Here is a 16,751-nt window from a genome sequence, read left to right as displayed (position 1 = left end):
CGTAGCTGACATGTGAAGTAAATCTCACTTTTATAGATACATTACATTTATCCAGCTTTTGACAGATTTGTCAGATAGCGCGATGCGGCAAAACGCTCTTATCCTGTGCACAACAACGCATTCCGGCAACGGGCTGCTCACGCAAAATTAAGAGGGTGTTTTGTATGGAACTTTACCTTGATACCGCCAACGTCGCGGAAGTTGAACGTCTGGCCCGCATCTTCCCTATCGCGGGTGTCACCACCAACCCAAGCATTGTGGCGGCAAGCAAAGAATCCATCTGGGATGTGCTGCCGCGCCTGCAAAACGCCATTGGCGAAGAGGGCATTCTTTTTGCCCAAACCATGAGCCGCGACGCGCAGGGCATGGTGGAAGAAGCTAAACGTCTGAGCAATGCCGTACCGGGTATCGTGGTGAAAATTCCCGTTACTGCTGAAGGTCTGGCCGCCATCAAGTTACTGAAAAAAGAGGGTATCACCACCCTGGGAACCGCCGTGTACAGTGCTTCGCAAGGTCTACTGGCCGCGCTGGCTGGCGCAAAATATATCGCGCCTTACGTTAACCGCATTGACGCTCAGGGCGGCGACGGGATCCGCACGGTACAGGAACTGCAAACGCTACTGGAGCTACATGCGCCAAACAGCATGGTACTGGCGGCCAGCTTTAAAACCCCGCGTCAGGCGCTGGATTGCTTACTGGCAGGATGTGAAGCAATCACCCTGCCCTTAGACGTAGCGCAACAAATGCTCAATACCCCTGCGGTAGAGTCAGCAATAGAGAAGTTTGAGCAGGACTGGAACAACGCATTTGGTCACATCAACCTGTGAGGGAAATAAAGTATGGATCGCATTATTCAATCACCTGGTAAGTACATCCAGGGTGCCGATGTTATTACCCGTCTTGGCAGCTACCTCAAACCACTGGCAGCACGCTGGCTGGTCGTTGGGGACAAGTTTGTCTTAGGCTTCGCACAATCCGCGCTGGAAAAAAGCTTCCAGGATGCCGGACTGGCGCTGGAGATCGCGCCTTTTGGCGGTGAATGTTCGCAAAACGAAATCGACCGTTTGCGCGGCGTGGCGGAAAAAGCGCAATGTGGCGCAGTACTTGGTATTGGCGGCGGGAAAACGCTGGATACCGCCAAAGCGCTGGCGCATTTTATGGGCGTGCCTGTTGCCATTGCGCCAACCATCGCCTCTACCGATGCACCGTGCAGCGCCCTGTCCGTCATTTACACCGATGCGGGTGAATTCGATCGCTATCTGCTACTGCCGAACAACCCGGACAGGGTCATTGTTGATACTAAAATTGTCGCGGGCGCACCGGCACGTCTGTTAGCCGCAGGCATCGGTGATGCGTTGGCGACCTGGTTCGAAGCGCGTGCCTGTTCACGCAGCGGCGCAACTACCATGGCGGGCGGTCAGTGTACCCAGGCGGCGCTGGCACTGGCTGAGCTGTGCTTTAATACACTGATAGAAGAAGGTGAAAAAGCGATGCTGGCAGCCGAGCAGCACGTGGTTACACCTGCGCTGGAGCGCGTTATTGAGGCCAATACCTATCTGAGCGGCGTCGGTTTTGAAAGCGGTGGTCTGGCAGCGGCTCACGCCATTCATAACGGCCTGACGGCGATCCCGGATGCGCATCATTACTACCACGGCGAGAAAGTGGCGTTTGGTACGCTAACGCAGTTGGTGCTGGAAAACGCGCCGGTCGATGAAATCGAAACCGTGGCGGCACTCTGTCATTCCATTGGGTTGCCGATTACCCTGGCGCAACTGGATATCAAACAGGATATCCCGGCGAAAATGCGCATTGTGGCAGAGGCTGCCTGTGCTGAAGGCGAAACCATCCACAACATGCCTGGCGGCGCAACGCCGGATCAGGTGTATGCCGCATTGCTGGTCGCTGACCAGTATGGGCAGCGTTATCTGCAAGAGTGGGAATAACCTGCCAATAAAAAATCCCCGCAATCGCGGGGATTTTTTATTCATACCATGCCGGATACGCGCAAGCGCCATCCGGCGTTTTTGTTTACAGCAGATCGAAACGATCCAGGTTCATCACTTTCACCCATGCCGCCACAAAGTCCTTCACGAACTTCTCGTGCGCATCGCTGCAGGCATAAACTTCAGCCACTGCACGCAGTACAGAGTTAGAACCAAACACCAGATCGGCGCGAGTTGCGGTGTATTTTACTTCGCCACTCAGACGGTCACGACCTTCAAACAGCTCTTGTGACTCATCAACCGCTTTCCATTCGTAACGCATATCCAGCAAATTGACGAAGAAGTCAGTGCTGAGTACGCCAGGACGATCGGTAAAGACGCCGTGCTGACTACCATCGAAGTTGGTGCCCAGTACGCGCATACCGCCCACCAGCACAGTCATTTCCGGTGCGGTCAGCGTCAGCTGCTGTGCTTTATCGATCAGCAGTGACTCAGTGGTTGATACGTCAGGGCGAGAACGATAGTTACGGAACCCGTCCGCAATTGGCTTGAGCAGTTCAAACATCTCAATATCCGTTTGATCCTGACGCGCATCTACGCGGCCCGGCGCAAAAGGAACATTGATGCTGACACCCGCAGCGCTTGCAGCCTGCTCCACGCCTACGACACCAGCCAGCACGATAATATCGGCCAACGACGCGGTATGGGCTGATTTATAGATGCCCTCTAACACGGGTAGTACGCGTGCTGCAGTAGCATTCACATCCCAACCACGCTGTGGGTCGAGCGCCAGACGAGCGCCATTCGCGCCGCCACGTTTATCCCCACCGCGGAAGGTTGATGCCGAAGCCCACGCTACCGATACCAGTTCGCCCACGGACAACCCGGAAGCCGCAATGGTCGCCTTCAGGTTAAGAATATCTTCTTCGCTTGGGTTGAAGAACGCATGCGGCAACGGATCCTGCCAAATCAGATCTTCTTTTGGCACTTCCGGTCCGATGTAACGCGCTTTCGGCCCCATATCGCGGTGCGTCAGTTTAAACCACGCACGGGCAAAGGCTTCGTTGAACGCCTGCGGATCATTGAGGAAACGACGAGAGATCTTCTCGAACTCAGGATCGAAACGCAGCGTCAGGTCGGTGACCAGCATCGTCGGCTTGCGTTTTTTCTCAGGATCAAACGGATCGGGGATAATCTCCGGCGCATCCACCGCTTCGAACTGGATAGCACCAGCCGGACTGCGAGTCTGGACCCACTCATATTTGAACAGGTTCTCGAAGAAATAGTTGCTCCACTGGGTCGGCGTTTGCGTCCAGACCACTTCCAGGCCGGAAGTAATCGCGTCTGCACCCGCGCCGCTACCATAGCTGCTGGCCCAGCCTAAGCCTTGCGCTTCAATCGGCGCAGATTCAGGATCGGCCCCAACGTGGGAAGCTGCTGCTGCGCCGTGGGTTTTACCTAACGTATGACCGCCGCCAATCAGCGCCACGGTTTCTTCGTCGTTCATTCCCATGTTACCGAAGGTCGCGCGAATCGCCGCGGCCGCAGAAAGCGGTTCGCCGCTATGATCCGGCCCTTCCGGGTTCACATAGATAAGACCCATTTCGGTTGCGCCCAGCGGCGCTTTTGCCAGTTCTTCCGGGTGACGGTGGGTCAGCCAGGCTTTTTCATCCCCCCAGTTTACGTCGAGATCCGGTTCCCAGACATCTTCACGACCCGCGCCAAAACCGAAGGTACGGAAGCCGGAGTTTTCCAGCGCCACGTTGCCCGCGAGGATAAACAGGTCGGCCCAGGAGATTTTCTGGCCATATTTCTGCTTGATTGGCCACAGCAGACGACGCGCTTTATCCAGGCTGACGTTGTCCGGCCAGGAGTTCAGTGGTGCAAAACGCTGTTGTCCGCGACCCGCGCCACCGCGTCCATCGATGGAACGATAGGTCCCTGCCCCGTGCCATGCCATACGGATAAACAAACCGGCATAAGAGCCCCAGTCAGCAGGCCACCACGGTTGAGATTCGGACAGAAGGGCTCTGAGATCCCCTTTCAGGGCAGAGTAGTCAAGTTTGCTAAATTCTTTGCGGTAGTCGAAGTCCTCACCCAGCGGGTTCGAACGATTGGAATGTTGGTTCAAAAGATCAACGCGGAGTTGATTAGGCCACCAGTCGCGGTTACTTCTTCCTGCTCCCGCGCTGTGATCCGGCCCGCCCTGATGGAAAGGACACTTACCGGCAGTTGATGCGTTCTGGCTATCGTCGGACATGCTCATCTATATGCTCCCTTTACAGTGTTATGACTACGATATACACCACCAAAGATTAGATATAGTCGAAATAACCCACAGATTCGATAGCCAGATCCTTTTATATTTTTAGTTACAGAGATGTAGATCAAAATGATCAATAAAAAACCCTCCGCAGAGGGCTGACGTACTGATTATGCCGGTCTTACTCCCAGCGTGTGACAAATTGCGTAGCTCATTTCGGCGCGATTGAGAGTATAGAAATGGAAATCTTTCACCCCTTCGCGGCTGAGAATTTTCACCATATCCATGGCGATGTTTGCGCCCACCAGCTTGCGGGTTTCCGCATCGTCATCCAGGCCAGCAAACATAGTCGACATCCATGCCGGAATGCGGACGTTGGTCATGTCGGCAAATTTTTTCGCCTGTTTAAAGTTAGATACCGGCAGGATGCCCGGAATAATTTCCACATCGATACCCGCTGACACGCAGCGATCGCGAAAACGCAGATAGCTTTCTACATCGAAGAAAAATTGGGTGATCGCGCGATTCGCACCGGCATCAACCTTACGCTTCAGGTTCAGCAGATCGGCCTGAGCACTCTTCGCTTCCGGGTGTACTTCCGGGTAAGCCGCAACGGAGATATCAAAGTCCGCAACGTCTTTTAGCAGAGTCACCAGGTCAGAGGCATACATATCCGGTTTACCGCTTCCCGGCGGCAGGTCACCGCGCAGGGCAACAATATGACGAATACCGTTATTCCAGTAGTCCTGAGCAATAGTGCGCAGCTCATCGCGGGTCGCATCAATACAGGTCAGGTGCGGCGCCGCTTCAAGCCCGGTGCGATCCTTAATCCCTTTAATAATGCTATGCGTGCGGTCGCGCTCACCAGAGTTTGCACCGTAAGTGACTGAAACAAACTTCGGCTTCAGGCTGCTCAGGCGATCGATAGAGTTCCACAGGGTTTGCTCCATTTCACTGGTGCGCGGCGGGAAAAATTCGAAAGAAACGTTAATCTGCCCCTGTACTTCGGCCAGACTCTGATTCAGCGCTTCCCGCTGGTTGGCGTGAAAAAAGCTCATACCTTACCTCATCAATCTTTTGTCGTTATATGTTGTGTTGTGAACTGCTATACGTTTAGACGTCTAGATGTAAAAATGACGGAAAAGCACGCTGGCGTCAACACAAAAATCATCGTTAAAGGTGAGGAATACTCAGTCAACGTGAAAAAAATTCACATCAACCTGAAAGACCGAGGGATTGGTTCGCAACCGTCTGCAACCACTGCAACGTTGCTTCGCTCTCAGGCAGCATTACCAATCCCACGTGGATACGTAATGCGGAATCGGTAAGCGGCAGGAATATCACGCCCTGACGCTGGATAGCGGAAAAGGAGGCCGGGAGTAAACTCAGACCGTCGCCATGGGCGATCCGCGCCAGCAGCACGTCATGTTCCAGCGGCTCTTCAATACAGGCGGGAGAGTAACCGGCGCGACGAAAAATATGTCGGGTGTAATCAAAAAAGGCAGGGTTCCGTTCGCGTTTAAACCAGAACAGTGGCCGGTGGTTCAGCGTCGTTAATGAGAGTGACGGCAGGCTCGCCTCTGGCCAGATCGCGGGTAATGCGGCAATCATCGGCTCTTGCCAGCCAAGTTGCATAACGGTAAGCCCAGGAGTCTCAAGCGGTAATGCCACCAGCGCTGCATCCAGTTTTCCCCGACGAACCTGCCGCACCAGCTCAGGCGAACCATGACGAACAATATGTAGTTTCTCCGTACACCCGTGTAGCTGCGATTCAAGCGAAGCAAAAACACCTTGTTCAAACGCCGTACTTAGCCCCAGGCGCAAAGAGTGCTCCCCAGCTTGCGCTAACTGACTCAACGTGGTGCAGGTTTCTTCGTACATCGTCAGCAGCGGACGCACTATTTCCAGTACGCGCAGACCGTCTTCCGTCAGCGTCAAACCACGGGTATGACGGACAAAAAGCGTCATCCCCAGACGTTCTTCAAGCTGGCGAATATGGCGACTCAGCGGCGGCTGCGACATAAATAAACGCTGCGCCGCCCGGCTCATATTGTTCTCTTCCGCCACTACGGAAAAGTAACGCAGCAGGCGAATATCCAGAGTGTGCAAAGGCGATGTTGTCATACCGAAAAGGTATCACGGAAACGGTATTATCCCAATCATTCTGCACGCTCTATCCTCAGACCATATACCAGACAAATGAGGAAGAGATTATGCATTCAGAACGCTTTATTACCGGTCAGAAGATGCTGCAAAAAGTGGATGGTAAAGGGGGCGATGCGGTCGTCGAAAGTCTGCAAGATATTGCGCCAGACTTCGCCCGCTACCTGCTCGAATTTCCTTTTGGCGACATCTATTCAAGACCGGGTCTGGATTTACGCAGTAGAGAGATTGCTACCGTCGCGGCGTTAACGGCGCTGGGTAATGCCGCCCCGCAATTGAAGGTGCATATTGGCGCAGCATTACACGTAGGCTTAACGCAGGATGAGATCGTCGAAGTGATTATGCAGATGGCCGTCTATGCTGGCTTCCCCGCGGCACTCAACGGCTTGTTCGCCGCAAAAGAGGTGTTTGCCTCCCACAGAAGCTAAAACAACAGGCCAGCGGATTGTCTGCTGGCCTGAACGAGTTACTTTTTCACCTCTTCCACACGCATGCCTTTCAGTTGCTCATCCGTCAGCGTATTTCCCGCTTTGAAATAATCAACCACGGCATTAGAGACATAGTAACCGCCGGATGTATTACGCGCGGTGCCTTCGGTGAATGCCGTAAAACCATCACCGCCGTCTGCCAGGAAGCTATTGGTGGCAATGTGATAAATCACAGCGTCCTCAATTGGCTTACCGTTCAGCGTCAATACGGTGACCCGTTGACCAACCGGTTTGCTGCTGTCGTACTTCATCTCAAGCCCTTTGGATACCTGCAGTACGCCGTTGCTTAAACCCGCGCCGTGCTCCATCAAACTACGCAGTTGCTTACCGGTAAGATCCATCGTAGACAGCTCGTTCGGGAACGGGAAGGTACTAATAACTGCGCCCATCGTAATCGCACCTGACGGGATTTCATTACGAATGCCACCTGAGTTGGTAAGCGCTAACTGGGTATCTTTACCCGCCGCAGCCAGTAATGCATCCGCCGCCAGATTCCCTAACGAGGAGGATTCCCCATAAGCACGCGTCAGCTCAACCGGCGAGTTGGCAACCGTCTGTTGTACCACTTCATCAAGCTTTTTATTCCAGCCATCAATCACCTGTTTCGTCTGCGGATCGGGTTTCCACTCATCGGCGTAGATAGTCTTCAGCTCGAAATTCTTCACGGTAAATTGATGCGGTTTTTGCTGGTAATCCAACACCAGTTTACCGACATCAATACCGCCGCTGTCGGTGGAGAGAATTAAGGTATTACCGACTTTAATCGGCTCTGGCGTGCCCACATGCGCATGGCCGGTGATCAGGATATCCAGGCCATGCACCTGACCTGCAGTCTGGATATCTTTATCCAGCGCACGACGCACATCTGTACTTCCCTGGCTGGACTGACGCGCCGGCGTACCTTCGTGGATCAACGCCACCGTCAGATCGACCTTACCTTTTAATTCATCGATATAACGTTGCAGCCACTTCACCTCATCCCGCGCCTCAATGCCAACGCGCGTCGCAGCCGAAACCGTATCATCAAAAGCAAATACACCGTGCAGACCTATGACGCCAATCTTTACGCCATCTTTTTCAATAATGGTCCAGGGCTTATCCCAGAACATTTTGCTGCTGTTCTGGTAAAAGATATTGCCCTGCACAATGGGGAATTTCGCCTGGCTCAGTTGCAACAACGTATTATCCCAGCCGTGATCGAACTCATGATTACCCATAGTGACGGCATCGAAATTCATCGTATTCATGATATCGATAATCGCCTTGCCCTTTGTCAGGCTGCTGATGTACGGCCCGGTGAAGTAATCACCCGCGTCAAAGAACCAGGTAGCGCTATTTTTCGCTTTTTCCTGCTTCACCATCGTCGTGATATTGGCCCAACCGCCAATATCGCGTGTGCCATTAGCAATCCACGGGACTTTATAAGGTTCGACGTGGGCATGGAGATCGTTGGTATAGATAATCGTGACGTCTTTCGCTGACGCCCATAACGGCAGCGATACCAGAACACCGACAGCAAGCATTTTTAACTTCATAATCAATCCCTTTCAGTCATATAAAGAATCGCTACGTTACGTTCTGAAAGGTTTTTTTATGTGAGAAGACTCACACCCATCGGTAATAGTTGCAGGGCAAAATCAACGACCATTAAAAATCGTTGGTAATGCGATGACCTCTCTGTTCACCATCAACTGCTGCAAGTCTTTTGGCTGCAAAAATCTGGGGCTGGCAAACTCAGTTGATTACAGCTGGCCCGATTACCGGCTGGGCTACGCCGCCCTGCACTGCCGGGCATGCGGAAGTTATCCCCCGCTGTTTAACGCTGAACATTTCCGCGAGTGGTTGGCCGCCTGTTTTACACATTTTGCAATTAAAAGCGGTCTTTTTTGCCCAAATTGCTATCAGCGGGAACCGATCCGTTATGGACATAACCCACAGGGAACCCAGCGCCTACAGTGCCGGAGCTGTAGAAAAGTCTGGACCCCCAGACAACCGCCATCGACGACTATTGATCCGCCAGAACAGATAGTGACGGTGCCGCTTATCGTCCCTTTTCAAGGCGCAAGTGCAGATCAGAAACTGTATGTATTACTCAGTTTTGATGCTATTCGTGGCAATATTTTGCATCTTTCCAGCAACTTCACTCCTCATTCTGTTGGCGAGTCATTAGTTTACCGCTGGCGCGGGATGGTCGAGGCCACAGCGAAGCATGACGATGTTATCCAGCGTGTAAATCAGCGAGAAACGCAGTTTTTACGCCGCAGCCAGTTTGACGAAATTCAGTACGGCAGCGCGATGCTCAAACGTAACGCCAGCGGTGAGATTTTACGCCCGGTCATTACCGCGCATGGGCATTTCCGCGTTCTGAGCCATCTCTGGCCAACGGTTAAAATGCACATCATCGCCCACGAATGTTTTCTGCGCGGTGCTGTGATTACCGCATGGGCGGAACAATTTCGCGAACATCACGCCTCGCTTTGGTTTGTGGATGAAGAAATGGGCGACGACCAACACACCATGCCCTGGCAATTACTGGGCAAAAGTTATCAGGGATGGTGGCAAAACCAGTGGCAGATTTGGCAACAGAACAACAGGCGTAAAATGGTGTGTTTGTTAACGGAGGGACAGGTTGAAAAAGGAGCCTCGATAACGCTGAGGGCAAGTCATCATTTTATCGCCTGGCTGCAGCAACAGCCGGAATTTCGGGATAGCGCCCGTTACTCGGCCCATTCGGTGTTTCAGACGATAAGGACGCTGACGGAGAAATACAACACCCTAATCACCCAGAGCGATTTGCCCGGTGGCGCTGCCGCTTCCCGGGCCTACGGTTGGTGTCATAGCCAGGCCGGATAAGCGTAAACGCCATCCGGCATCGCAAACTACAGCAACTGCGCCAGGCGGTTGATATCCGATTGAATGGCTCCGGCGGTCACATCGCGGCCTGCGCCAGGTCCGCGAATCACCAGCGGGTTATCGCGATACCAGCGGCTTTCAATGGCGAACACATTATCGCACGGCAACAATGCCGCCAGCGGGTGCTCAGAACGTACCGCTTCAACACCCACACGTGCTTTACCGTTAGCGTCAAAACGCGCCACATAGCGCAGCACCAGCCCCATTTCACGCGCCGCTTCCAGACGCTGCACCATCTGCTCGTTCAGTTCATCGCCATTTTCAAAGAAATGGTCAATAGAGCCTTCTTCACAATGCGCAGGCACCAGCGACTCCACGCGAACCTGATCCGGCTCGATGTCGTAACCCGCTTCACGCGCCAGAATCACCAGCTTACGCATCACATCCTTGCCGGAAAGATCCACGCGCGGGTCTGGTTCGGTCAGCCCCTGCTGCCACGCCTGATCCACCAGATCGGTGAATGGCACCGTGCCATCAAATTGCAGGAACAGCCACGACAACGTGCCAGAGAAGATCCCGCTGATCGACAGAATGGTATCTCCGCTATCAATCAAATCGCGCACGGTATGGTTGATCGGCAAACCTGCACCCACGGTGGCGTTATACAGCCAGTGGCGACCTGTTTTTTCAAACGCATCATGAATTTGGCGGTACTTATTACTGCTGCTCGCACCTGCCAGTTTGTTGGCGCTGATAACATGGAAACCGTGGCTGGCGAAATCCAGATATTGATCAGCCAACTGCTCACTGGCAGTTACGTCCAGCACCACTAAGTCATCATACGGGTGGGCGCGCATCCACAGGAACAACGACTCTTCATCCTGTTCCACTGCCTCATCATCAAAGAAGGCCAACGCGCGGCTGGCATCCAGCCCTTCATAATTCAGCAAGCTACGGCGGCTATCAACCACGCCTGCCAGCACGAACTCTAATCCGGTACGCGCCGAGAGCGTACTTTGCTCACGGGCGAATAGCTCCAGCCAACGTGATCCAATATTCCCCTTCCCGAACAACACCAGGCCGATACGTTTTTCCGCGCGGAAAATTGACTGATGCAGACCTTGGATCAGGCTCTCCGTCGGTCCAGTACGCAGTACGGCGACCAGGCTGATGCCCTCCTCCGACTGCCAGGTGAACTCAACCGGCTGACCTTTCAGTTGCTGCCAGAAGCGGTGGCAGTGCAACGGGTTACGGGTGACGCCCGCCCCGACCATCGCCACCAGCGCCAGCCCTTGACGCAGACGCAGCTCGCCCGGCAATCCGGCCTCATCAAGAATTCTCAACGCGCCGTCAGCGACTTCGGAGGTATAGCAAAATTGCAGCAGTTGGCGATCGGGATGCACACCCACCGCCAGCGGACGCACCTGGGTGCGTTTTAAAATCTGGTCGACCTCTTTGTGGGCCAGCTTAAAGTCCTGACCGGTGGGAACCTGAAACTCAATCAGGCAGACGTCGTCATGACTGGTCACGATACGCGCCCCGGTCCCGGAAGCCAGCACGCGTTCAATACGCGTTGAACCTTGCTCCGGCGTATAGCTACAACGCAGCTGGAGATCAATATCACTGCCGGAAACCGGCTGTAAGGTACGGGCATGGAGGACCGGAGCCGCCAGACGCGCCAGTTCGCTGGCTTCATCCAGACGCAGCAGCGGTAGCAGGCAGGCATCTTTCACTTTACGCGGATCCGCACTGTAAACCCCGGCGACATCGCTCCAGATAGTTACGCGAGAAACCCCAGCCAACGCGCCAACCTGCGTCGCCGAGTAGTCAGAACCATTACGCCCCAGCAGTACCGTTTCACCGGCGTTGCTACGGCTAATAAAACCGGTAACGACCAGGCGTTTACCCGGATGTTGCGCCAACAGTTGCTGCAGCAATGGGTAAGAGAGACCTTCATCCACCTGCGGCTGAGCGCTACGCTCCGCACGTAAAAAATCGCGCGCATCCAGCCAGGCCGATTCCATACCTTGTTGGTTAAGGACGGCGGACATCAAACGCGCCGACCATACCTCACCATGTCCGACAACTTCAGCATAAACGGCATCGTTCACGCCGCTGTCGAGTAATCCGGCCAGACGCTCCAGGTCGTGAATAAACGCACCGATCAGGCCGTCGGCCACTTCTGGTGGTAACAAACCGCTAATCAGCTCGCTCTGATAGCGACGTAACGTCTGCTGAACCTGATGCGCAGAAAGACGATCGGTCTGGCTTAACTTCAGCCAGCTAATCAACTGGTTAGTGGTGCTGCCTGCGGCTGAAACAACCATCATGTCATCAGGCTGCGAGTACTCCGCCATAATGCCTGCGACACGCAGATAACATTTCACATCAGCCAGACTACTACCACCAAATTTGTGCAGTTGACGACCCTTCGCCCCTGCCTGCGCAATCACACTCATGTTTACCCCTTGTTTGCAGCCCGGAAGCCATTTTCCAGGTCGGCAATTAAATCTTCGCCATCTTCAATACCGGTGGAGATACGCAGCAGCGTTTCCGAAATCCCTGCTGCCGCGCGCGCTTCTGGTGCCATTCCCGCGTGTGTCATGGTTGCAGCGTGGGAGATCAGACTTTCAACGCCTCCTAACGATTCCGCCAGCGTAAACAATGACAGCCCGCCAAGGAAGCGACGCAGCGTTTGCTCATCGCCATCCAGTTCAAAACTCAGCATCGCGCCAAACCCTTTTTGCTGACGCGCGGCAATCTCATGCCCCTGATTATCCGGCAATGACGGGTGATACAATTTTTTCACCAGCGGCTGCGTTTGCAGATAATCAACAATCGCCTGAGCATTACGTTGCGCCAGCTCCATACGCGGTACCAGAGTTCGCAAACCGCGCAGCAGCAGATAACTATCAAACGCGCCGCCGGTCACGCCAATATTGTTCGCCCACCACGCCAGTTCAGTGACCGTTTCCGGATCTTTCGCTATCACCACGCCAGCCACCACGTCTGAGTGACCGTTTAAATATTTCGTGCATGAATGCAACACCAGATCGGCGCCCAATGCCAGTGGATTTTGCAGTGCCGGGCTTAAAAAAGTGTTGTCTACCACGCTGACTGCACCAGCTTCACGCGCCAATTGACAGATTTTCGCAATATCCACCACGCGTAGTAGCGGGTTGCTGGGGCTTTCTACCAGCACCAGCTTCGGTTTTTCCGCCAGCGCCGCCTGCAATGCCCGCTCATCGCCTTGATCGACAAACAGTACGCGATAACAGCCACGCTTTGCCAGACTGTCAAACAGGCGATAGCTGCCACCGTAACAGTCGTGCGGCGCGACCAGCAGATCGCCAGGTTTCAGGAATACCGTCGTCACCAGATGAATCGCCGACATACCGGTATTGGTTAGTACCGCGCCCGCGCCACCTTCCAGTTCTGCCAACGCGCGCTGAACCACATCGCGCGTCGGGTTACCGCGGCGTGAATAGTCATGGGCGCGAGGTTCATTAAAACCGGTAAAGTTATAGGTACTGGAGAGGTGAATCGGCGGGACAACGCAACCGTACTGTTCGTCGTCATTTAATCCGCTACGCACTGCGATGGTGGCCTGTTTACGCGTCATATTGAGGAGATCCTGGCTGAGTCGGTGAAAAGTCAGGCACCAGATTAATCATAGTTACAATAGACGTCAATACATCTGGACATCTAAACTTCTTTGCGTATAGATTGAGCAAACCGCAAATAGCCGTTAAAATTATATGCATTAGCGTACATCCGCGTCGGCTTACTTCGTGTCAGGGCCGCGCCACTACGATAAACTACGCGCAATTATGGTCCGGGCTCAGGTTCTGGCCTCAATATTAATGACGAAGAGGATTAGGTATCTCATGGCTGAATGGAGCGGCGAATATATCAGCCCATACGCTGAGCACGGTAAGAAGAGTGAGCAAGTAAAAAAAATTACGGTTTCCATTCCTCTGAAGGTGTTAAAAATCCTTACCGATGAACGCACGCGTCGTCAGGTGAACAACCTGCGCCACGCCACCAATAGCGAACTGCTGTGTGAAGCGTTTCTGCATGCTTTTACCGGGCAACCACTACCCAACGATGACGACCTGCGTAAAGAGCGCAGTGATGAAATCCCGGAAGAAGCAAAGGTAATCATGCGTGAACTGGGTATCAACCCGGAAACGTGGGAATACTAAATGACAGATACAAAAAAAGCGCCGTAAGGCGCTTTTTTCTGACAGCTGAAACTTACTTGCTGCCTGGGATGCTGAAACGCTTGTTGAAGCGATCAACACGGCCACCGGTAGCAACATCACGCTGCTTGCCAGTATAGAACGGGTGGCACTTGCTGCACACGTCGAGGTTCAGATCGTGACCGACAGTAGAGCGGATTTTAATGACGTTACCGCAAGAGCAGTTTGCAGTAATTTCTTCGTATTTCGGGTGAATATCTTTTTTCATGGGAAAACCTCGGTTTAAGGCCGCGTCGCTCTTCCAGCCCTAACGCCAGACACCACGCGATGTTAATTATTCCCCGTCACCTTTCACACTGCATCAACAGCTTGAAATTCTCGGGTAATGGTCAGTATTTGACGCAATCAATTTGCATCAAAGGCGGCGAATCATACAGAAATTAACCTGCTCATGCAAACTGATCCGCATTCTACCCTTCACTAATGTGTATACTAACCCGCCAGATTTCAAGTCAGGATGATTCAATGCCCGTTGCGCACGTTGCCTTACCCGTTCCGCTACCTCGCACCTTTGACTACCTTCTGCCGGAAGGCATGAGCGCCAAAGCCGGGTGTCGTGTACGCGTGCCTTTTGGCAAGCAGCAGGAGCGCGTGGGCATCGTCCTTTCCATTAGCGAGCACAGCGAACTGCCGCGGAGCGAATTAAAAGCCGTTCTCGAAGTGCTGGACAGCGAACCGGTCTATTCGACCTCCGTCTGGCGTCTGCTGTTGTGGGCAGCTGACTATTATCATCATCCTATTGGCGACGTGCTGTTTCATGCCCTGCCGATTCTGCTACGCCAGGGACGCCCGGCTACCAACACGCCCATGTGGTACTGGTTTGCCACTGAAGAGGGCCAGGTTATTGATCTCAACGGCCTGAAGCGTTCTCCCAAGCAGCAGCAGGCGCTGGCAGCATTACGCCAGGGAAAAATCTGGCGCGACCAGGTGGCAGAGCTGGAATTTAATGACGCCGCCTTGCAGGCGCTGCGTAAAAAAGGCCTGTGCGATCTGGCAAGCGAAACGCCAGGGTTTAGCGACTGGCGTACACACTACGCGGTTTCCGGTGAGCGTCTGCGGCTGAATACCGAACAGGCTACCGCCGTCGGGGCGATCCACAGCGCTTCTGACAGTTTTAGCGCCTGGCTATTAGCGGGCGTGACGGGATCGGGTAAAACAGAGGTCTATTTAAGCGTACTGGAAAATGTGCTCGCCCAAGGCAAACAAGCACTGGTAATGGTGCCGGAGATTGGCCTGACGCCGCAAACTATTGCCCGTTTTCGCGGGCGCTTCAATGCGCCGGTCGAAGTCCTGCACTCGGGTTTAAATGACAGTGAACGTCTTTCGGCATGGCTGAAGGCGAAAAATGGCGAAGCGGCGATTGTTATCGGCACTCGCTCGTCGCTGTTTACGCCGTTTAAAAATCTGGGCGTGATTGTCATCGACGAAGAGCACGACAGCTCTTATAAACAGCAGGAAGGCTGGCGCTATCATGCGCGCGACCTCGCGGTTTATCGCGCCCATAGCGAACAAATTCCCATCATTCTCGGCTCAGCCACCCCAGCACTGGAAACGCTGTGCAACGTGCGGCAGAAAAAATACCGCATGCTGCGCCTGACGCGCCGCGCCGGGAATGCCCGCCCAGCCACTCAGCACGTGCTGGATCTGAAAGGTCAGCAGGTGCAGGCCGGACTCGCCCCTGCGCTTATCGCCCGTATGCGTCAGCACCTGCAGGCGGATAATCAGGTGATCCTGTTTTTGAATCGCCGGGGCTTTGCTCCTGCCCTGCTGTGTCACGATTGTGGCTGGATTGCTGAATGCCCGCGCTGCGATCACTACTACACGCTGCATCAGGCGCAGCACCATCTGCGCTGCCACCACTGCGACAGTCAGCGTCCGATACCGCGTCAGTGCCCTTCCTGCGGCTCAACGCATATGGTTCCGGTAGGACTCGGCACCGAACAGCTTGAGCAGGCTCTGGCGCCTTTTTTCCCCGGCGTGCCAATCTCACGCATCGATCGCGACACGACCAGCCGTAAAGGCTCGCTGGAGCAGCATCTGGCGGAAGTACACCGCGGCGGCGCGCGGATCCTGATCGGCACGCAAATGCTGGCAAAAGGCCACCATTTCCCGGACGTCACCCTGGTGGCGCTGCTGGACGTTGACGGCGCGCTGTTCTCCGCAGATTTCCGGTCGGCAGAACGCTTCGCCCAGCTCTACACGCAGGTTTCCGGGCGTGCCGGTCGCGCCGGGAAGCAGGGCGAAGTGGTACTACAAACGCACCACCCTGAACATCCGCTGCTGCAAACCTTGCTGTATAAAGGTTATGACGCCTTTGCCGAACAGGCGCTGGCCGAGCGACAAACGCTCCAGCTTCCCCCATGGACCAGCCATGTCATCGTGCGGGCAGAAGATCACAACAACCAGCATGCGCCGATGTTCTTGCAGCAGTTACGAAATCTGATTCAGGCCAGTCCGCTGGCCGATGAAAAACTGTGGGTGTTAGGCCCGGTTCCTGCCCTGGCGCCCAAACGTGGCGGTCGCTATCGCTGGCAAATTTTGTTGCAGCACCCGTCGCGAATTCGCCTGCAGCATATCGTCAGCGGCACGCTGGCGCTGATTAATACATTACCCGATGCACGTAAGGTTAAATGGGTGCTGGATGTCGATCCCATCGAGGGATAATCCCTCACGATGCGAGGCGGATCGTAAAATTAAATATCCATCACACTTTTTATGAAAATTCTGTAACCGCTTCCATTCACTATCTGATAAAAATGTTTCAGATGAAGGTTATCCA

13 protein-coding genes are annotated in these 16,751 nt (G+C 54.0%); 6 read left to right on the top strand and 7 right to left on the bottom strand.

Annotated features, from left to right (window positions below):
* Nucleotides 1-164 precede the first annotated feature (164 nt).
* Together fsa and gldA are read left to right on the top strand one after the other, a co-directional pair.
* A complete protein-coding gene (gene fsa / locus FDX14_RS23555) occupies nt 165-827 on the top strand; it encodes a fructose-6-phosphate aldolase (protein WP_137350363.1) in 663 nt (220 codons plus the stop codon).
* Nucleotides 828-839: 12 nt separating this feature from the next.
* Entirely contained in the window at nt 840-1,943 is a 1,104-nt protein-coding gene (gldA, locus tag FDX14_RS23550; RefSeq protein ID WP_137350362.1) for a bifunctional L-1,2-propanediol dehydrogenase/glycerol dehydrogenase, read from the top strand.
* 85 nt (nt 1,944-2,028) lie between these two features.
* On the opposite strand, the gene katG is transcribed toward gldA, so the two are convergent.
* The 3 genes from katG to FDX14_RS23535 form a co-directional block, all read right to left on the bottom strand.
* On the bottom strand, nt 2,029-4,209 hold the full coding sequence (katG, locus tag FDX14_RS23545) for a catalase/peroxidase HPI (RefSeq protein ID WP_042313364.1): 2,181 nt from the start codon (nt 4,207-4,209) through the stop codon (nt 2,029-2,031).
* 167 nt (nt 4,210-4,376) lie between these two features.
* On the bottom strand, nt 4,377-5,264 hold the full coding sequence (metF, locus tag FDX14_RS23540; RefSeq protein WP_038636049.1) for a methylenetetrahydrofolate reductase: 888 nt from the start codon (nt 5,262-5,264) through the stop codon (nt 4,377-4,379).
* Between the two features lie 157 nt (nt 5,265-5,421).
* Entirely contained in the window at nt 5,422-6,330 is a 909-nt protein-coding gene (locus FDX14_RS23535; protein WP_137350361.1) for a LysR family transcriptional regulator, read from the bottom strand.
* A gap of 89 nt (nt 6,331-6,419) precedes the next feature.
* Between FDX14_RS23535 and FDX14_RS23530 the strand changes: the two genes are divergently transcribed.
* The gene (locus tag FDX14_RS23530; RefSeq protein WP_137350360.1) at nt 6,420-6,797 is read left to right on the top strand and encodes a carboxymuconolactone decarboxylase family protein; all 378 of its coding nucleotides are present in this window, start codon (nt 6,420-6,422) and stop codon (nt 6,795-6,797) included.
* Between the two features lie 38 nt (nt 6,798-6,835).
* Here FDX14_RS23530 and FDX14_RS23525 read toward each other — a convergent pair whose 3' ends face one another.
* Nucleotides 6,836-8,392, bottom strand: coding sequence for a bifunctional metallophosphatase/5'-nucleotidase (locus FDX14_RS23525; protein ID WP_137350359.1), 1,557 nt, complete (start codon nt 8,390-8,392; stop codon nt 6,836-6,838).
* Nucleotides 8,393-8,525: 133 nt separating this feature from the next.
* On the opposite strand from FDX14_RS23525, the gene FDX14_RS23520 reads away from it, so the two are divergent.
* Nucleotides 8,526-9,710, top strand: coding sequence for a cytoplasmic protein (locus FDX14_RS23520; protein ID WP_137350358.1), 1,185 nt, complete (start codon nt 8,526-8,528; stop codon nt 9,708-9,710).
* 26 nt (nt 9,711-9,736) lie between these two features.
* Here FDX14_RS23520 and metL read toward each other — a convergent pair whose 3' ends face one another.
* Nucleotides 9,737-12,169, bottom strand: a complete 2,433-nt coding sequence (metL, locus tag FDX14_RS23515; protein ID WP_042313376.1) for a bifunctional aspartate kinase/homoserine dehydrogenase II — start codon at nt 12,167-12,169, stop codon at nt 9,737-9,739.
* A gap of 2 nt (nt 12,170-12,171) precedes the next feature.
* Nucleotides 12,172-13,332, bottom strand: a complete 1,161-nt coding sequence (metB, locus tag FDX14_RS23510; protein WP_137350357.1) for a cystathionine gamma-synthase — start codon at nt 13,330-13,332, stop codon at nt 12,172-12,174.
* A 265-nt stretch (nt 13,333-13,597) separates the two neighbouring features.
* On the opposite strand from metB, the gene metJ reads away from it, so the two are divergent.
* Entirely contained in the window at nt 13,598-13,915 is a 318-nt protein-coding gene (gene metJ, locus FDX14_RS23505) for a met regulon transcriptional regulator MetJ (RefSeq protein ID WP_003825168.1), read from the top strand.
* A gap of 52 nt (nt 13,916-13,967) precedes the next feature.
* Here metJ and rpmE read toward each other — a convergent pair whose 3' ends face one another.
* On the bottom strand, nt 13,968-14,180 hold the full coding sequence (gene rpmE, locus FDX14_RS23500; RefSeq protein ID WP_003028810.1) for a 50S ribosomal protein L31: 213 nt from the start codon (nt 14,178-14,180) through the stop codon (nt 13,968-13,970).
* Nucleotides 14,181-14,437: 257 nt separating this feature from the next.
* On the opposite strand from rpmE, the gene priA reads away from it, so the two are divergent.
* Nucleotides 14,438-16,636: a primosomal protein N' gene (gene priA, locus FDX14_RS23495; protein ID WP_137350356.1), complete on the top strand. Its 2,199-nt coding sequence runs from the start codon at nt 14,438-14,440 to the stop codon at nt 16,634-16,636.
* The last annotated feature ends 115 nt before the right edge of the window (nt 16,637-16,751 follow it).

The organism is Citrobacter sp. wls710 (genome assembly GCF_005281115.1).
GTDB lineage: Bacteria > Pseudomonadota > Gammaproteobacteria > Enterobacterales > Enterobacteriaceae > Citrobacter > Citrobacter werkmanii.
Note: the sequence above shows the minus strand (reverse complement) of the source record. Positions and strands in the feature narration are given on the sequence as shown.

Bases quoted from the DNA above. Each gene is read 5' to 3' on its own strand.
- katG (WP_042313364.1), bottom strand. From the start codon at position 4,209: ATGAGCATGTCCGACGATAGCCAGAACGCATCAACTGCCGGTAAGTGT.
- priA (WP_137350356.1), top strand. From the start codon at position 14,438: ATGCCCGTTGCGCACGTTGCCTTACCCGTTCCGCTACCTCGCACCTTT.
- metL (WP_042313376.1), bottom strand. From the start codon at position 12,169: ATGAGTGTGATTGCGCAGGCAGGGGCGAAGGGTCGTCAACTGCACAAA.
- metB (WP_137350357.1), bottom strand. From the start codon at position 13,332: ATGACGCGTAAACAGGCCACCATCGCAGTGCGTAGCGGATTAAATGAC.
- gldA (WP_137350362.1), top strand. From the start codon at position 840: ATGGATCGCATTATTCAATCACCTGGTAAGTACATCCAGGGTGCCGAT.
- rpmE (WP_003028810.1), bottom strand. From the start codon at position 14,180: ATGAAAAAAGATATTCACCCGAAATACGAAGAAATTACTGCAAACTGC.
- fsa (WP_137350363.1), top strand. From the start codon at position 165: ATGGAACTTTACCTTGATACCGCCAACGTCGCGGAAGTTGAACGTCTG.
- metJ (WP_003825168.1), top strand. From the start codon at position 13,598: ATGGCTGAATGGAGCGGCGAATATATCAGCCCATACGCTGAGCACGGT.
- metF (WP_038636049.1), bottom strand. From the start codon at position 5,264: ATGAGCTTTTTTCACGCCAACCAGCGGGAAGCGCTGAATCAGAGTCTG.
- FDX14_RS23530 (WP_137350360.1), top strand. From the start codon at position 6,420: ATGCATTCAGAACGCTTTATTACCGGTCAGAAGATGCTGCAAAAAGTG.
- FDX14_RS23525 (WP_137350359.1), bottom strand. From the start codon at position 8,392: ATGAAGTTAAAAATGCTTGCTGTCGGTGTTCTGGTATCGCTGCCGTTA.
- FDX14_RS23520 (WP_137350358.1), top strand. From the start codon at position 8,526: ATGACCTCTCTGTTCACCATCAACTGCTGCAAGTCTTTTGGCTGCAAA.
- FDX14_RS23535 (WP_137350361.1), bottom strand. From the start codon at position 6,330: ATGACAACATCGCCTTTGCACACTCTGGATATTCGCCTGCTGCGTTAC.